This is a genomic window from Pseudomonas sp. 1912-s (genome assembly GCF_029269205.1).
GTDB lineage: Bacteria > Pseudomonadota > Gammaproteobacteria > Pseudomonadales > Pseudomonadaceae > Aquipseudomonas.
Genome location: NZ_JARIXR010000042.1, coordinates 1 through 14,942 on the forward strand (window position 1 = coordinate 1; position 14,942 = coordinate 14,942).

At 62.2% G+C, this 14,942-nt stretch carries 10 protein-coding genes and 1 pseudogene; 9 read left to right on the forward strand and 2 right to left on the reverse strand.

Annotation, left to right across the window (positions count from 1 at the left end; all coding sequences use genetic code 11):
- The 5 genes and pseudogenes from P3C29_RS29890 to P3C29_RS29910 form a co-directional block, all read left to right on the forward strand.
- Nucleotides 1–221, forward strand: a pseudogene (locus tag P3C29_RS29890) (IS481 family transposase); the annotation flags it as partial.
- A 241-nt stretch (nucleotides 222–462) separates the two neighbouring features.
- Nucleotides 463–972, forward strand: coding sequence for a sigma-70 family RNA polymerase sigma factor (locus P3C29_RS29895; protein ID WP_010173563.1), 510 nt, complete (start codon nucleotides 463–465; stop codon nucleotides 970–972).
- A 9-nt stretch (nucleotides 973–981) separates the two neighbouring features.
- Complete coding sequence (locus P3C29_RS29900) at nucleotides 982–1,938, forward strand: FecR domain-containing protein (protein WP_275966162.1); 957 nt, start codon at nucleotides 982–984, stop codon at nucleotides 1,936–1,938.
- A 91-nt stretch (nucleotides 1,939–2,029) separates the two neighbouring features.
- Nucleotides 2,030–3,823, forward strand: a complete 1,794-nt coding sequence (locus tag P3C29_RS29905) for an ABC transporter ATP-binding protein (RefSeq protein WP_275966163.1) — start codon at nucleotides 2,030–2,032, stop codon at nucleotides 3,821–3,823.
- Nucleotides 3,817–5,556, forward strand: coding sequence for an ABC transporter ATP-binding protein (locus P3C29_RS29910; RefSeq protein ID WP_275966164.1), 1,740 nt, complete (start codon nucleotides 3,817–3,819; stop codon nucleotides 5,554–5,556). The genes P3C29_RS29905 and P3C29_RS29910 overlap by 7 nt, the downstream gene beginning before the upstream one ends.
- A 34-nt stretch (nucleotides 5,557–5,590) precedes the next feature.
- Here the strand turns inward: P3C29_RS29910 and P3C29_RS29915 are convergent, their stop codons facing one another.
- Together P3C29_RS29915 and rtcR are read right to left on the reverse strand one after the other, a co-directional pair.
- On the reverse strand, nucleotides 5,591–7,330 hold the full coding sequence (locus P3C29_RS29915; protein ID WP_169387984.1) for a dipeptidase: 1,740 nt from the start codon (nucleotides 7,328–7,330) through the stop codon (nucleotides 5,591–5,593).
- Nucleotides 7,331–7,526: 196 nt separating this feature from the next.
- A complete protein-coding gene (gene rtcR / locus P3C29_RS29920) occupies nucleotides 7,527–9,134 on the reverse strand; it encodes an RNA repair transcriptional activator RtcR (protein ID WP_275966165.1) in 1,608 nt (535 codons plus the stop codon).
- 204 nt (nucleotides 9,135–9,338) lie between these two features.
- On the opposite strand from rtcR, the gene P3C29_RS29925 reads away from it, so the two are divergent.
- From P3C29_RS29925 to rtcA, 4 genes are all read left to right on the forward strand, one after another.
- Nucleotides 9,339–10,889, forward strand: a complete 1,551-nt coding sequence (locus P3C29_RS29925; RefSeq protein ID WP_275966166.1) for an RNA-binding protein — start codon at nucleotides 9,339–9,341, stop codon at nucleotides 10,887–10,889.
- 338 nt (nucleotides 10,890–11,227) lie between these two features.
- A complete protein-coding gene (locus tag P3C29_RS29930; RefSeq protein WP_201123210.1) occupies nucleotides 11,228–12,454 on the forward strand; it encodes an RtcB family protein in 1,227 nt (408 codons plus the stop codon).
- Nucleotides 12,455–12,458: 4 nt separating this feature from the next.
- The gene (locus P3C29_RS29935; protein ID WP_275966167.1) at nucleotides 12,459–13,790 is read left to right on the forward strand and encodes a PBS lyase; all 1,332 of its coding nucleotides are present in this window, start codon (nucleotides 12,459–12,461) and stop codon (nucleotides 13,788–13,790) included.
- Between the two features lie 35 nt (nucleotides 13,791–13,825).
- Complete coding sequence (rtcA, locus tag P3C29_RS29940) at nucleotides 13,826–14,851, forward strand: RNA 3'-terminal phosphate cyclase (protein WP_275966168.1); 1,026 nt, start codon at nucleotides 13,826–13,828, stop codon at nucleotides 14,849–14,851.
- The last annotated feature ends 91 nt before the right edge of the window (nucleotides 14,852–14,942 follow it).

The following is a 14,942-nucleotide window of genomic DNA, read 5'->3' on the forward strand; positions in this document are numbered from 1 at the left end:
AGACGCTTTTGGAGTTTGAGTACGGGCCGGACGATTTAAAGGCCAAGGTTTATCACAGTCGATTTAAGTTTCAGAAGCGCTACTTCAGGATCGCCAAAGGCCTGGCTGGACATCACGTTGCACTACGTCCGAACACTGAAAGTGACGGGCTGTTTGATGTCTATTTCTGCCATCACTTTTTGCGAACGATCGACGTGAAGCAGCCTGATTACGGTTCATAATGTGTCAACCATGTCCCCGTACATGTGTCCACCATGTGTCCGGTCCGTACAGGCTTTTCAAAAGTGACCCGCTGTAAGAGCGGAACCCATACCAGCCGTTACAAAAATAACGGATATGTACACCCCAGCCCCCCCAACCCCCCACATTGCACCCACGCCCCAGAGCCGATAGTCTTGCAAACTGTTACCAACAACCCAATGCCCCAGCACTCCCGGGACCATTGGGTAAAAGGAGAGGTTTGTGAACATCGGACAGTTCGCCTTTCAACGCCAGGTTGAAACTCTATATGTCGACCACAACGGCTGGCTACGTACCGTATTGCGACGCAAGCTGGGCAACGCGTTCGACGCCGCCGACCTGGCCCACGACGTCTACCTGCAACTCATGCGCAAGGGCCAACTGCCGCCCACCGGCGAGTCCCGGCGTCATCTCACTCAGATCGCCAACGGCCTGGTCATCGATCTCTACCGGCGCCGCCAGATCGAATCCGCCTATCTGCAAGCCCTGGCCCTCTTGCCCGAACCCTCGGCACCGGACGAAGAAACCCGAGCCCTGGCCATCGAGGCCCTGATCGAAATCGACGCCGCCCTGCACAGCCTGCCACCCAAGGCGCGCCAGGCCCTGTTGCTGTGCAAGCTCGACGGCCTGAGCTACCGCGAGATCGCCGCCGAGTTACAGGTCTCCGTCTCGTCGGTGGAAAAATACATCGCCGCCGGCCTGATGGCCTGCTACCAGACCCTGCACGGCTGACCCGCCGCGATGTCGACCGAGCAGCCCATCTCCCCGGATATCATCGAACGCGCCACCGCCTGGATGGCGCGCCTCTGGGCCGACGACGCCAGTGAGGCGGACCACGCCAACTGCCTGAGCTGGCGTGCCGAACACCCCCATCACGAACTGGCCTGGACGCGCCTGCTGGGCTTCGAGCAAAAACTTCACAGCGTGCCCGCCTCGGTAGCCAAACACAGCCTGGCCGAACCCGACGCCCCTGACGCCCTCAATCGTCGGAGTACCCTGCGGCTGCTCGGCCTGCTGGTCGCGGCGGGCGGCCTTACCTACGGCGTGCGCCGCACCGACGCCTGGCAACTGGCAAGCGCCGGCCATAGCACGGCCACTGGTGAAGTTCGCGAAGTCGCATTGCCCGACGGCACCCGCGTGGTGCTGGCGTCCGCCTCGGCGATTGACGTGCAGTTCGACGACCATCAGCGCCTGGTGCTGCTGCGGGCCGGCGAGGTGTTCATCACTACCGCGCCGTCACCCCGGCCGTTTCGGGTACAGACGCGCCAGGGCGTGCTTCAGGCCCTGGGCACACGTTTCAGCGTGCGCCAATGCGATGACAGCTGCCAGGTGGCGGTGCTGGAAGGCGCCGTGCACGTCCAGCCCGCGCACGGCGCCGGTGTGCGGGTGGAGGCCGGCCAGGGCACGACGATCTCCAGGGACCAGGTACAACCCGTCACGCAGGTGACTGACCGCAACGTCGCCTGGGTCAAGGGCCTGCTGGTGGCCGACGCTACGCGCCTCGATGAGCTGGTCGCCGAGCTGGCACGCTATCGTCCCGGTGTACTGCGTTGCGCGCCGGAGGTGGCAATGCTGCGGGTCAGCGGCGTGTTGCACCTGAACAATACCGACCTGGCGCTGGACAACCTCGCCGCCGCGTTGCCGATACGCGTGGTGCGGCGGACGCGCTATTGGGTGACCGTCAGCGCCCCTGCCTGAATATTTTTTGCCTGTTCGATTGAGGGTTTTGGCCGCTCGTTCGGAAGACAAGGTAAGGGCGAGCACAGGCTCATTCAGTCAGGGAGACTTCATGAGTAACAAGGACAGGGCTGCGGCCAAACCCGGGGGGCGGGGCGCGGTCTCGCAGGTGTTGAGGCCGGTACGCGGGCGATTGGTCGTTGCAGCGCTGCTGGCCGGTGTGGGCAGCATGCTGACGCTGGTGCCGCTGGGCGGCATTGTGCATATCGCGAGGATCGCCCTCGGCGGGCCGTCGATGGCCCAGGCCTCGAGCGAAGTGTGGTTGACGATCGGCGTCAGCCTGGCGAGCCTGTTCACGGGCATGCTGCTGCTGACGCTTGCCGAGACCATTGCGCACCTGGCCGACAATCACCTCACTCGCCACCTGCGGCTGGCGATCGCCCAGCGACTGAGCCAGGTGCCGCTGGGCTGGTTCACAGAGCGTGCGTCCGGCGAGGTCAAGCAGGCGATGCAGGACGATATCGGCATCCTGCACAGCCTCACCGCGCATTTCTACACCACCGTGGGCCGTTGCGCCGGGGCCGTGCTGCTGTCGACGGTCTATCTGTTCACGGTGGACTGGCGCATGGCGCTGGTCTCGCTGCTGCCATTTCCGGGGTTTTTCCTGTTTTTTGCCCAGGCGATGAACGCCAGCGGCAGCAACATGCAGGCCTTTGTCAAGCGCATGACCCGGGTCAATAACGCGGTGGTCGAGTTCGTCAACGGCATTCCCGTAGTCAAGGCTTTCGGCGCCACCGGCAAGGCCCATGCGGGTTACCGGGAGGCAGTGGATGATTTCAGCGAGGCCTTTGTTGCGTTCACCCGGCCGCTGGTAGGAACGATGGCCAACGCCAACGCGATGATCGCCCCGGTGACGGTGCTCGCGGTGGTGCTGACGTTCGGCATGCTGTTTGTCAGCCTTGGCTGGATCAGCGCCGTGGAGGTCCTGCCGTTTGCCCTGGTTGCGCCGGGCATCTGCGCGCCGCTGATGCTGCTGAGTTACATCGCTCACGCTCTGGACAGCGCCGCCGGTGCTGCCCAGCGTGTGCAGGCACTGCTGGCAACGCCGGTACTGGCGCAGGTGGAACCGGGTTCCGAGCGGCTGCCCAAGGACGCCGAGGTGCGTGTCGAAAACCTCGGCTATGCCTACCACCCACAGAACCCGGTACTTTCCGGCATCAGCTTTACCCTCAAGCCCGGCACGGTGACGGCCATTGTCGGGGCCTCGGGTTCGGGCAAGTCGACCCTGGCGCGCCTGTTGCTGCGCTTTTTCGACCCGACCGAAGGGCGTATCACCCTGGGGGGCGTCGACCTGCGGCAGGTCGAGGCCTCGCAGCTCTACAGCCTGATCGGTTTTGTGCTGCAAGAGGTGCGGCTGGTCCACGCCAGCGTGGCCGAGAACATCGCCCTCGGCCGGCCCAGCGCCAGCCAGAAGGAAATCGAGGCCGCCGCGCGGGCGGCGAATATTCATGAGTGCATCATCGGTTTGCCCCGGGGCTACGCCTCGGTGATCGGCGAGGACGCGCAACTGTCCGGTGGCGAGCAGCAGCGCATCAGCATCGCCCGCGCCGTATTGCTGGCGCCGCCGGTGCTGGTGCTGGATGAACCCACGGCCGCCGCCGATGCGGGGAACGAGGTCGCGATCCAGGAGGCGCTGTCGCGCTTTGCCCAGGGCCGTACGCTGCTGGTGATCGCCCATCGCCTCGATACCGTGATGCACGCCGACCACATCATTGTGCTGGAAAACGGCCGCATCGTTGAACAGGGTACCCACCCTCGACTGATCGCGCAGGAGGGCCGCTACGCGCGCCTGTGGGCGTCGGGCGGTTACAAACAGACCCGGGAACAGGCGCTGCCGACATGCTGAAAACCTTTATCGAACTGCTGGGCGACGAGGGCCCGGTATTCCGTCGTTACGTTGGGAAGGTGGTGTTCTACGGCGCGCTGTGCGGGCTGACCATCGCCGCGCTGGTGCCGGTGCTGACCGATATGCTCAACGGTGACCTTGCCGAAGCCGCGTTGTGGCTGGTGGTGTTCCTCGCCGCGGTGGTCACGTGTTGGGCCACCCGCCGGGAAGTCGAGAAGGCCGGCGTGGCGGTCGGCGTAGCGGTGCTGCAAGGCGGGCGTCAGCGCATCGGCGACCACGTGGCCGGCTTGCCCGTCGGCTGGTTTACCCCCGATAACACGGCGCGGCTCAACCAGGTGGTGACCCAAGGCATGATGACTGTGGCCCAGCTTCCCGCCCATGTGTTTACCCCGGTGCTCAGCGGCGTGGTGACGCCGTTGGTGCTGGTGCTGGCGCTGTGTGTGCTGCACTGGAAGCTGGGGCTGATCGCGGTGTTGGCGCTGCCGATTCTCGGCGCAGCGTTTTGGTTCAGCGCGCGGCTGGGCCGGCGTGCCGACCGGGCGTTCCAGCGCAGCTCGGCGCAGACCAGCCAGCGCATGCTGGAATTCGCCCAGTCGCAGTCGGTGTTGCGCGCATTCAGTGGCAGCGGCAGTGCGGTGTTCCTGCAACGGGCGATTGAGCAGCAACACGCAACCGGGGCGCGCCTGATCCTGCTGTCCGCGACGTCGGTGCTGCTGAATATGTGGCTGGTGCAAGGGGTGTTTGCGGCCTTGTTGATCACTGCCGCATTGTGGCTTGACGCCTACCTGGGGAACGCCTTGCACGTGGGCTCGGTGATTGCGGTGATGGTGTCGCTGTTGCTGGTCAGCCGCTTCATTGACCCGCTGCTGGAGGTGGCCGGCTATGGCGAGACCCTGCGCAGCGCTGCGGTGCAGCTTGAGGCGGTACGGGAGATCCTGGCCGCATCACCGCTGCAGGAACCGGGCGCGCCGCACTCTCCACGGGACGCCTCGGTGGAATTGTTCGACGTCAGCTTCCGCCACCCGGGCGGCCCTCGGGACGTGCTGCGCGGGGTAAACCTGCGGATAGAGCCTGGCAGCATGACCGCGCTGGTGGGCGCTTCTGGCTCGGGCAAGACTACGTTGCTGCGACTGGTCGCGCGGTTTTTCGAGGTCAGCCAAGGGCAAGTATGTGTGGGGGGCGTGGACGTGCGGCAGATGTCCGGCGAGCAACTCAACGCGCAGATCAGCCAGATTTTCCAGGATACGTACCTGTTCGAGGGCAGCGTCGCCGACAACATTCGCCTCGGCAAGCCCGACGCCAGCGATGCGCAAGTGCTGGAGGCCGCGCGGCAGGCTGGTGTGCAGTCGATTATCGAGCGCCTGCCCATGGGGCTTTCCACCCGTGTCGGCGAGGGCGGGGCGCGCCTGTCCGGCGGCGAGCGCCAGCGTATCGCGATCGCCCGTGCGTTGATCAAGGGCGCGCCGATCCTGCTGGTGGACGAAGCCACGGCGGCACTGGACGCCGAGAACCAGGCGGTGATCGCCGAGACCCTGGCACGCTTGCGCGGCACGTGCACGTTGATCGTGATTGCGCATCAGTTGTCGACGGTGGTGATGGCTGACCAGATTGTGGTGCTGGATGAAGGGCGGGTGGTAGAGCAGGGCACGCCTGAACAGTTGACGGCGCGACAGGGGCGCTATGCCCGGTTCCTCGCGCAGCGGCGAGCGTCGAAGGGCTGGCGTATTGCCTAGTGGACCCGCCAGGACGGCGGGTCCGATGGGTGGGTCAGAGCTTCGGCAGTTGCCCGATGCGGCCCATCATTTCAGTGACGATCTGCAGGTCCAGCAGGAACTGGTCGACGGTCTTGAACTCGTTGTCGGTATGGCCGGTGTACTTGACCTCCGGCCGCGCCAGGCCAAACTGCACGCCATTCGGTAGCTCGTGCACCGAGGTCGCGCCGGCCGATGTGCCGTACTTGTGCTCCATCCCCAGGTTTTCGCTGGCCACCGCCAGCAGCGCCTTGACCCACTCGCCTTCAGGGTTGCGGTACATCGGTTCGGCGATGGAGTAGTCGAAGCTCACGGCCACGTGGTTCTTCTGGGTCCAGGCGGCCAGCTTGTCGGCGATTTCAGCCTTGAGCGCTTCCGGCGACTTACCCTTCGGTACTCGCAGGTTGACCGCCAGTTTGAAGGTGTTGTCATCCTCGCCCACATAGGTCAACGACGTGGTCAGCGGCCCCATGAACGCATCGGAGAAACCCACGCCCAGCTTGCCGCCCAGGTAATCCAGGCCCCAGTTATTGGCGGCATAATGCGCGGCGTCGGTGAACTGGTTGTGCTTGAGCGCCACCTTGCCGTCGAGGCTGTTGAGGAAGTCGAGCACCCTGGCCACCGGGTTCACCCCGGACTCCGGCTCGGAGGAGTGGGCGGACACACCGGTGACGGTCAACTGAACGTCTTTGCCGACCACCTTGGCCGCCACTTCGAAGTCGCCGCCATTGCGCTTGGCGTACTCGCTGCCGGCCTTTTGCAGGCTGGCGGCCAGTTCGGCGGGCTTGTCAGTGAGCAATGTCACCACCGAGGCCGAAGGAATCTGATTGGTGGCCTTGCCGCCGGTCATCGAGATGATTTCTGCGCCTTTGCCTTCAGCCTTGCGCTTGGGGAACTTGGCCATGACCGTGCCGTAGCCTTTCTCGGCGATCACCACCGGGTAGCCGCCATCCAGCGCCAGGTTGTAGTTAGGCGTTGGGTTATGTTCGAAATAGTACGGGATCGCGTCGCCGGAGGTTTCCTCGGTGGTGTCCACCAACAGCTTGAAATTGCGTGCCAGCGGCAGCTTCTCTTCCTTGATCACCTTCATCGCGTACATCGCCACCACGATGCCGTTCTTGTCATCCTCGGTGCCACGGCCATACATGCGGTCGCCGATCAGCGTGACCTTGAACGGATCAAGCTTGGTGCCATCTTTCAGCACCCAGTTTTCCGGGGTCACCGGCACCACATCGGCGTGGGCGTGGATGCCGACGACTTCATCGCCGCTGCCTTCCAGGGAAATCTCGTAGACACGGTTGTCGATGTTGCGGAAGTTCAGGTTGAACGACTCGGCCAGGCTTTTGATCTTGGCGGCGATCTTGGTGAACTCGGGGTTGTCATGCTGGGCTACGCCGGCCACCTGGAAGGTCGGAATCTCCACCAGCTCGCGCAGGGTTTCGGTGGCGGCGGCGCCGTACTTCACCCGCGCATAGAGGCCCAGCAGACGATGGATTTCGTTCTGCTGGTCGGCGGTCAGGTTCTTGTTGTCGAGGAAGGCACTGATGGCCGGGCCGAGGTTGTCGCTCTTGGCCACATCGCTCTTGGCCAGGCTGGCGAGGAACTGCCGGAAATCCTTGACCGAAGCATCGCTGAAGGTCTTCAGGATGATCGCGTTCTGTTGTGGCGTGAGGTTGGCTTGAGCCTGGGTGGTAAACACCGAAAGACTGGCGGCCATCAGGGTGGCTACGGCCAGTTGCTTGAGGGAAAAGTCCATTGCTGAGGGCATTCCTTTGCAGGGAGTGAGTGAGAAATGTCTGATCGAAAGGTCAGAAACAATTTCACACACTACCATCGGGAGGCTGGGGTAGGGGAGCCCCCGCTGTTGGAATTTTCCTACGCAAACGAAGAGGCGGCGAATCTGCGGGATCTCTAAGCCGCCGTCTTTCGCTTAATGGCTATTCGCCAGTCCATCAGCCCTTCAACTCCACCAACTGCTTCCAGTCAATCGAAAACCGCGCCAGGTATTTGCGCAAGCGGTCGGCATCGTTCGGTTGCGCCTTGGCTTGTCGGGAGACGCCGAACAGGCGCCTTCCCGCATCGGAAATACTGTCGGACTGGCGGCAGATTTCGATTACGGCGTTGAGTTGCAACTGGTCGAACAGGTCCAGTTCGGTATCGACGCCCAGGCGTGACAGCCAATCGTTTTGCGGCGACTCCAGGCCCCAGGCGTAGCGCAGTCGATCGATTTCTTCCTGGGTCTGGCTTTCGTCGATGCGCCCGCTGTCCGCCAGGGTGGCCATGCGCGTGATGGACGCCGACAGTTCGCGAAAGTTGCCCAGCCACGCCGCTTCGCTGGAGCAGGCAAAGGCGAGGTAACGCCGGCGTGCTTCCAGGTTGAAGCGCACCACCTGGCCTTGTTCGCGGGCGTGGCGCTCCAGTTCGAAGTCGATGTTGGGCTCGATGTCTTCGCGGCGCCCGGCCAGGCCCGGCAGGTCGAAGGTCCAGAGGTTGATCCGGGCGTACAGGTCTTCGCGGAACAGCCCTTCGGCGACGCGGCCGCGCAAGTCGCGGTGGGTGCCGGCGATGATCAGGAAGTCGCTGGTGACTTCCTGGTCTCCGCCGAGGGGGAAGAAGCGTTTTTCTTCGACGGCCTTGAGCAGCATCGCCTGTTCGTCGAGCCCCAGTTCGCCGATCTCATCCAGGAACAACATGCCGCCATCCGCCGCGCGCAGCAAGCCATCGCGAGCGTTCTGGGCGCCGGTGAAGGCACCTTTGATATGGCCGAACAGCGCCGACATCGCGCCATCGCCGCGCAAGGTGGCGCAGTTCACTTCGACAAAGCGCCCCTGGACTTGATGCCGGCTGCGCTTGAGTTCGTAGATGCGCCGCGCGAGGAATGACTTGCCGGCACCGGTGGGGCCGATCAGCAGCATCGGCGCCTTGGAGCGTACGGCCACACGTTCGATTTGTTCGATGGAGCGGTTGAAGGCCGGGTTGCGGGTGGCGATTCCGGATTTGAGGAAGGCCAGGCTTTCCAGACGCTTGTGGGCGAAGCGCGATGCGATGCGGTCGTAGCGTGACAGGTCGAGGTCGATCAGGGCATGGGTACCGGTGGCGCGCTCTTCTTCGTTGCGACGGCGAGCCGGGGAGGTCTGGATCAAGCGGGCGGGCAGGTAGCGTGCTTCCGTCAGCAGGAACCAGCAGATTTGCGCGACGTGGGTGCCGGTCGTGATGTGGACCAGGTAGTCCTCGTGGTCGGTATCGAAGCGGTAAGCGGCGGTGAAGTCGTGCAACGCGCCGTACACCTCCTCGAAATCCCAGGGGTTCTTCAGGTGCATCGGGTGCAGCCGCACCTCGGTTTCCGGCGATACCTGCTGGATGTCGTCGCGGACTCGCTGAGCCAGGCTGACGTCGCGGGCATCGATGCCGTGAATCAGTTCGAGGCGATTAATCAGTACCTCTTGCTGCTGGCAGAGGCCCACGCTGGGACGCCAATGGTTCCAGCGGTTGGCACCTTTGCCGACCCTGTCGAGGGTTGAACCGATAAAACCGATGGCAACCGTGCGTTTTTGACTCATGGTGATACCAAAATATATATGACGATATGTAAGGATAAGTAATTTGTGATGCGAATGTCACCGCTGCTGAGCGGTGAAATGACCAGAATAAAAAATAACTATATAAAACAAATAGATAAAAAATTTTCACGTTCAAAAAACAAAACTGGCATGGCGGCTGCAATAACTCTCGCAACGAAACACACAACAGAGCGAGACGCCACGATGGCCAACTCCCAAGTCTTCAACACCCAGCAGGCGAAACTGCCTGCATGCGATACCTTGAACGCTACACAGGTACCGGCTTATGCCTACAGCACCAAGCACAAACTGGCCCAGTTGGCAGTCACCGGTTGCTTGAACCAGACCTTCCACGCCTCAGCTGAAAGCCAGCTGGACAGCGTATTGCAACTGGCCGGCGAGCTGGACAGCCGTTATGTCGCCAAGGTTGCGTGTTATGCCCGCCGCCAGGGCCACATGAAAGACATGCCGGCGTTGCTGTTGGCCGCATTGGTGGCCCAGCGTTCGGTGATGGTGCCGCAGGTGTTCGAGCAGGTGGTGGACAGCGGCAAGATGTTGCGCAACTTCGTGCAAATCCTGCGCAGCGGAGTGACCGGACGCAAATCCCTGGGTTCGCAGCCCAAGCGCCTGGTACAGAACTGGTTGAACACCGCGACGGAGCGTCAGTTGTTGCAAGCCTCGGTGGGTAATCAACCGTCGTTGGCGGATGTGGTGAAAATGGTTCACCCCAAGCCCACTGAACCATGGCGTGAAGCGTTCTTCGCCTGGTTGATCGGGCGGCCAGTGGATGTACAGGCCTTGCCGGAGTTGACCCGGGCTTTGCTCGCCTTTCGTAGCGGTTCAAGCACCGAAGTACCGGCGGTACCGTTCCAGTTGCTTGGAAACGAGAAGCTCAGCAAGGAACAGTGGGCTGCCCAGGCCGATAACATGGGCTGGCAGGCGCTGCGCATGAACCTCAACACCTTTGCCCGCCAGGGCGCATTCGAGGTGCCAGGGTTTGCATGGCAAGTGGCAGCGCGATTGGCTGATGCAGAGGCGATCGCCAAGGCGCGGGTGTACCCGTACCAACTGCTGGCGGCGTATCGGATGGCGGGAGATGACGTACCGGCGCGTGTGCGGGAGGCCTTGCAGGATGCTCTTGAGTTGTCCCTGGCCAACGTGCCGGTTTTGCAGGGTTCGGTAGTGGTTTGCCCTGATGTGTCGGGCTCGATGCACAGCCCGGTGACCGGTTACCGCGAGGGCGCCACGAGCGCTGTACGTTGCATCGATGTGGCGGCCTTGATTGGCGCCGCGATCTTGCGCAAGCAGCCGGACGCATGCTTGATGCCGTTTGAAAATCATGTGGTGGATATCCGGCTCAACCCGCGTGACAGTGTGATGAGCAATGCGAAGAAACTGGCAGCCATCGGCGGAGGCGGGACCAACTGTTCGGCGCCGCTGGCCAAGATAGCCGGCGCCAAAATGAAAGTGGACACGGTGATACTGGTGTCCGACAACGAGTCGTGGATTGATGCAAGGCGCCAGCGCGGTACCGAAACCATGCGCCAATGGGAGCTGATCAAACAGATCAACCCGCAAGCGCGGTTGGTGTGTATCGATATGCAGCCGGGCGCTACGACGCAGGCGGCGGACCGCCAGGACATTTTGAATGTAGGAGGCTTCAGTGATGCGGTATTTGATGTGATCGCACAGTTCGCCGAAGGGCGCTACGGTGCGCAACATTGGGTACGGGCGATTGAAGCAATGGAAGTTTGATTTTCACTGGCGCTGAATGCCGACGGGACTACATCAAAAGACGTCTCGTCAACCCTTGTCAGCGTCAGTGACGGCACGAATGCCTGTGGCTGTACATCTCTGGTAAGCCGGTATGTTCCGGCGCTCAGTCACACTTTTTGTCGTGCCACCTTTTTACGATTTTGGCAGTGAATGCCACGGGTACTCCTTCGTGTCGCAGGTTCGATTCCTGCCCCGGCAACGGGTAGCTCAGTTGGTAGAGCAGCGTATCCGTGATCCCTTGTCACTGCCTACGGGCCTGGCCCATTTATTCAAGGACTACGCCGCCTGAGTGTGGCGAATGGAAAAGAGTCGAGAACATGCAAGCACCTACTTTTCAACTGCTGGAAGTTGCCAACGGCAAGCCCATCAAACTCTGGACCCAAGGAGTGCCGGTGGAGCCGGAAGCTCGCCAGCAATTGATGAACACGGCGAAGATGCCGTTCATTTTCAAGCACCTTGCGGTGATGCCGGATGTGCATCTGGGCAAGGGCTCCACCATTGGCAGCGTGATACCCACCGTGGGCGCGATTATCCCGGCCGCCGTTGGCGTGGATATCGGCTGCGGCATGATTGCCGCGCGCACCTCGCTGACTGCCGCTGACCTGCCGGATAACCTCCATGGCCTGCGCTGCGCGATTGAAGCGGCGGTGCCCCATGGTCGCACCAGCGGCCGCAACGGGCGTGACAAGGGTGCCTGGGACAGTATTCCGCAGCAGGCCGATGTTGCCTGGGCGGCATTGCATCCACGGTTCAAGACGATCACCGACAAGTACCCGAAGCTGCTGAAAACCAACAACCGCCAACACCTGGGGACGCTGGGGTCGGGCAACCACTTTGTCGAAGTCTGCCTGGATGAAGCCGACCGGGTCTGGTTCATGTTGCACAGCGGTTCCCGTGGCGTCGGCAATGCCATCGGCAACCTGTTTATCCAGTTGGCTCAAGAGGACATGCGTCAGCACATCGCCAACTTGCCGGATCGGGACCTGGCGTATTTCGAAGAGGGCAGTGAGCACTTCGATGACTATGTTGAAGCAGTCGGCTGGGCCCAGGACTTCGCCCGGCAGAACCGTGAACTGATGATGCAGGCGGTGGTTCAGGCGACACGCAAGGTGATCCACAAACCGTTTGAAGTGGCGCTGGAGGCGGTGAACTGCCATCACAACTACGTGCAAAAAGAGCGGCATTTCGGTGAAGACATTCTGGTTACCCGCAAGGGTGCGGTGTCGGCCAAGAAGGGTGAGTTGGGGATTATTCCGGGCTCGATGGGCGCAAAAAGTTTCATTGTGCGCGGGCTGGGTAACGAAGAGTCGTTCTGCTCCTGCAGCCATGGTGCTGGCCGGACCATGAGCCGCACCAAGGCTAAAAACACCTTCACAGTGGCCGATCAGGTGCGCGCAACGGCCCACGTGGAATGCCGCAAGGACGCCGCGGTAATCGATGAGATTCCGATGGCCTACAAGGACATCGACCAAGTGATGCACGCCCAGCGCGAGCTGGTGGAAGTGCTGCACACGTTGCGTCAGGTGGTATGCGTAAAAGGGTAAGACAATGAACAGCATGCAGGCGTTGGAGCGTTATCGGGCACTGGATCTCAAGCGTGCTGATGACGCTCAGAGGTATGTGCGGGAAGTTCTGGCCACCCAGGACGTAAATGAAGCCTGGCTCACCCTTAGCAGGTTCGGTAATGGGTATGTCCGGGAAATAGCGGTTCGCGCGCTGGCTGGGCACGCCTCGCAGCAAGCCCTGGAGGCACTGCTGGAGCGCCTGAATGATTGGGTGCCGCAGGTTCGCGAGCAAGCGGTGCTGGGGGTTGAACGCTTCCTTGTAGAGGAGCGTGCCGAGTTGTGGTTGCAGGTATTGGGCGCGGTGCTGGCGTTGGCAGGAAAGGGCCGTGCTGACCACGACCTGACATTGTCCAAGGTGCGCCGTTTGTTGGTGGCGCAGCAGGTGCGGCCGGCTGCGCAAGCCGCATTTGTTGGCAGTCGTGGCAAGACGGCACGGTTTCTCTTTGAGCTGCTGCAGGATGGCTCACAGGAGTTGGTGGAGTTGGCGCTGGAGCATGCCGATGTGTCGGTTCGCCAGCGGGGCGTTGATGCCAGTGCTGGTCTGCCGGCAGCTCAGGCGTTGCCTTTGCTCGAAAAGGCGATGAGCGACTCTGCCGCCAGCGTACGGGTCATGGTGCTGCGCAGGTTGCTGACGTTGCTCCAGGACCCGCGCGAATACCTGCGCAATGCACTGCTGGAGGCGTCGCCGGCTATGCGCTCGCTGGCAAGATGGGCAGCCCATCGCTGGCAGCTGGATTGTCGTGAAGTGCTGTTGGCGCGGCTGAGTGCAGAACCTGCGCAGACTCGTCGCGAATGGCTGGGACTGATCGGGCTGGTCAAGGACCTGAACGAGGTCTCGGTTGACGAGATGATAGTGCCGGCTTTCATGTCGCCATCGCCGCATGTTCGGCAGCTGGTGCTTGAAGCGCTGGGTGATCGCGGCCTGGCGTTGCAACTCCGGGCCCTCGACGACTCCTCGGCGAAGGTCTTCAGATGTGCAGTGGCGCTCCTGAGCCAGCAGTCGTGGGCGGTTATCGATGGCGCGGTGGAGGCGCTGCTGGATAGTCAGTGGCATGCGTTGCCGGACGATCGTCGGCGAGCACTGTTAGGGCTCAAGCCGCTATGGAGGCAGCTTGAGTACTTGCTGGAGCGTTTTGCGCGGTCGTCGAGTGATTCGGCCTACTGGCTGGAGAGGGTGGGCGCCTGGTGTGATGAGCAATACACCCTGGTCGATCCGCAAACGCCCAAGGCAGTACGCGATGCCTTGTTGATGCAGGTCCAGCAATTAGAGGGCGGTGAGTTGCTGCCTCCTGGGACTTCAAGACGGCTGCACTGAAAGAAACGTTGGAGCACTACGCATAAGGAATGGATATGAACCAGGATGTGATCGAGTTGGACGGCGCCATGGGCGGCGGCCAAGTGTTGCGCAGCGGCCTGAGCCTGTCGATGGTGACCGGGCGTACGCTGTGGATTAAAAATATTCGCACCAGGCGCAGTCGGCCAGGGCTGTTGCGCCAGCACTTGACGGCAGTGCTGGCCGCCGCCGAGGTATGTGGCGCGCGGGTCGAAGGTGCTGAACTGGGTTCCCAGGCGTTGCTGTTCGAGCCGGGGCGGATCCAGGGTGGGGACTATACGTTCTCGATCGGCACGGCCGGCAGTTGCACCCTGGTATTGCAGACGTTGCTGCCGGCATTGCTGCTGGCTCTGCAGCCCAGCCGTGTCAGCATTTGCGGCGGCACCCACAACCCGATGGCGCCTCCGGTGGATTTCCTTGAGCGTGCCTGGTTGCCGCAACTGCGGCGGATGGGCGCCCGGGTCGAGCTGACGCTGGTGCGTCATGGCTTTGTACCGGCTGGCGGTGGCGAGCTTATGGCATTTATACATCCAGGCGCCTTGATGCCATTGCACCTCACTGAGCGGGGTGAATTGAAGGGCGCCTGTGCCACCGCGTTGAGTGCCGGGCTGCCCGTTCACGTCGCCGAGCGCGAGCTGGAACGTGTTCGTCAGCGGTTGTCCATCAGCCCGGAGCAGTTGCGCGCGGTGAATCTTGATCCGGAGCACGGGCCGGGCAATGTCCTGTTGTTGGAATATGCTCATGCGCACGTCACCGAAGTGTTCAGTGCCTTTGGCCAGGCGCGATTGCGAGCAGCGGCGGTAGCCGACCAGGCTATCGAGCAGGCGCTCGAGTGGCTTGCCAGTGAAGCGGTCGTTGCCGAGCATCTGGCCGACCAGCTATTGCTGCCGATGGCACTTGCCGGCGGCGGCAGTTTCACCACGCTGCGGATGACCGAGCACTTGCAGAGCAACATGGCGGTGATCCAGCTGTTTTTGCCGGTGGTTATTGAATGCCACGAGCACGGCCCTCAATTGCTGAGGATTGAATGCCGGGCGCTGTAGCCCGGCAAACGGGACCGCTCTCTAAGCGCTGAGCCGCGACCGTCCGTCTTCTGTCTGCTAATCTGCCGTCGTTGAAATCTCGACCGCCACC

Excerpts from the sequence above, each read along its gene's own strand:
- P3C29_RS29910 (WP_275966164.1), top strand. The coding sequence starts at position 3,817 with ATGCTGAAAACCTTTATCGAACTGCTGGGCGACGAGGGCCCGGTATTC.
- P3C29_RS29915 (WP_169387984.1), bottom strand. The coding sequence starts at position 7,330 with ATGGACTTTTCCCTCAAGCAACTGGCCGTAGCCACCCTGATGGCCGCC.
- rtcR (WP_275966165.1), bottom strand. The coding sequence starts at position 9,134 with ATGAGTCAAAAACGCACGGTTGCCATCGGTTTTATCGGTTCAACCCTC.
- P3C29_RS29900 (WP_275966162.1), top strand. The coding sequence starts at position 982 with ATGTCGACCGAGCAGCCCATCTCCCCGGATATCATCGAACGCGCCACC.
- P3C29_RS29905 (WP_275966163.1), top strand. The coding sequence starts at position 2,030 with ATGAGTAACAAGGACAGGGCTGCGGCCAAACCCGGGGGGCGGGGCGCG.
- P3C29_RS29935 (WP_275966167.1), top strand. The coding sequence starts at position 12,459 with ATGAACAGCATGCAGGCGTTGGAGCGTTATCGGGCACTGGATCTCAAG.
- rtcA (WP_275966168.1), top strand. The coding sequence starts at position 13,826 with ATGAACCAGGATGTGATCGAGTTGGACGGCGCCATGGGCGGCGGCCAA.
- P3C29_RS29925 (WP_275966166.1), top strand. The coding sequence starts at position 9,339 with ATGGCCAACTCCCAAGTCTTCAACACCCAGCAGGCGAAACTGCCTGCA.
- P3C29_RS29930 (WP_201123210.1), top strand. The coding sequence starts at position 11,228 with ATGCAAGCACCTACTTTTCAACTGCTGGAAGTTGCCAACGGCAAGCCC.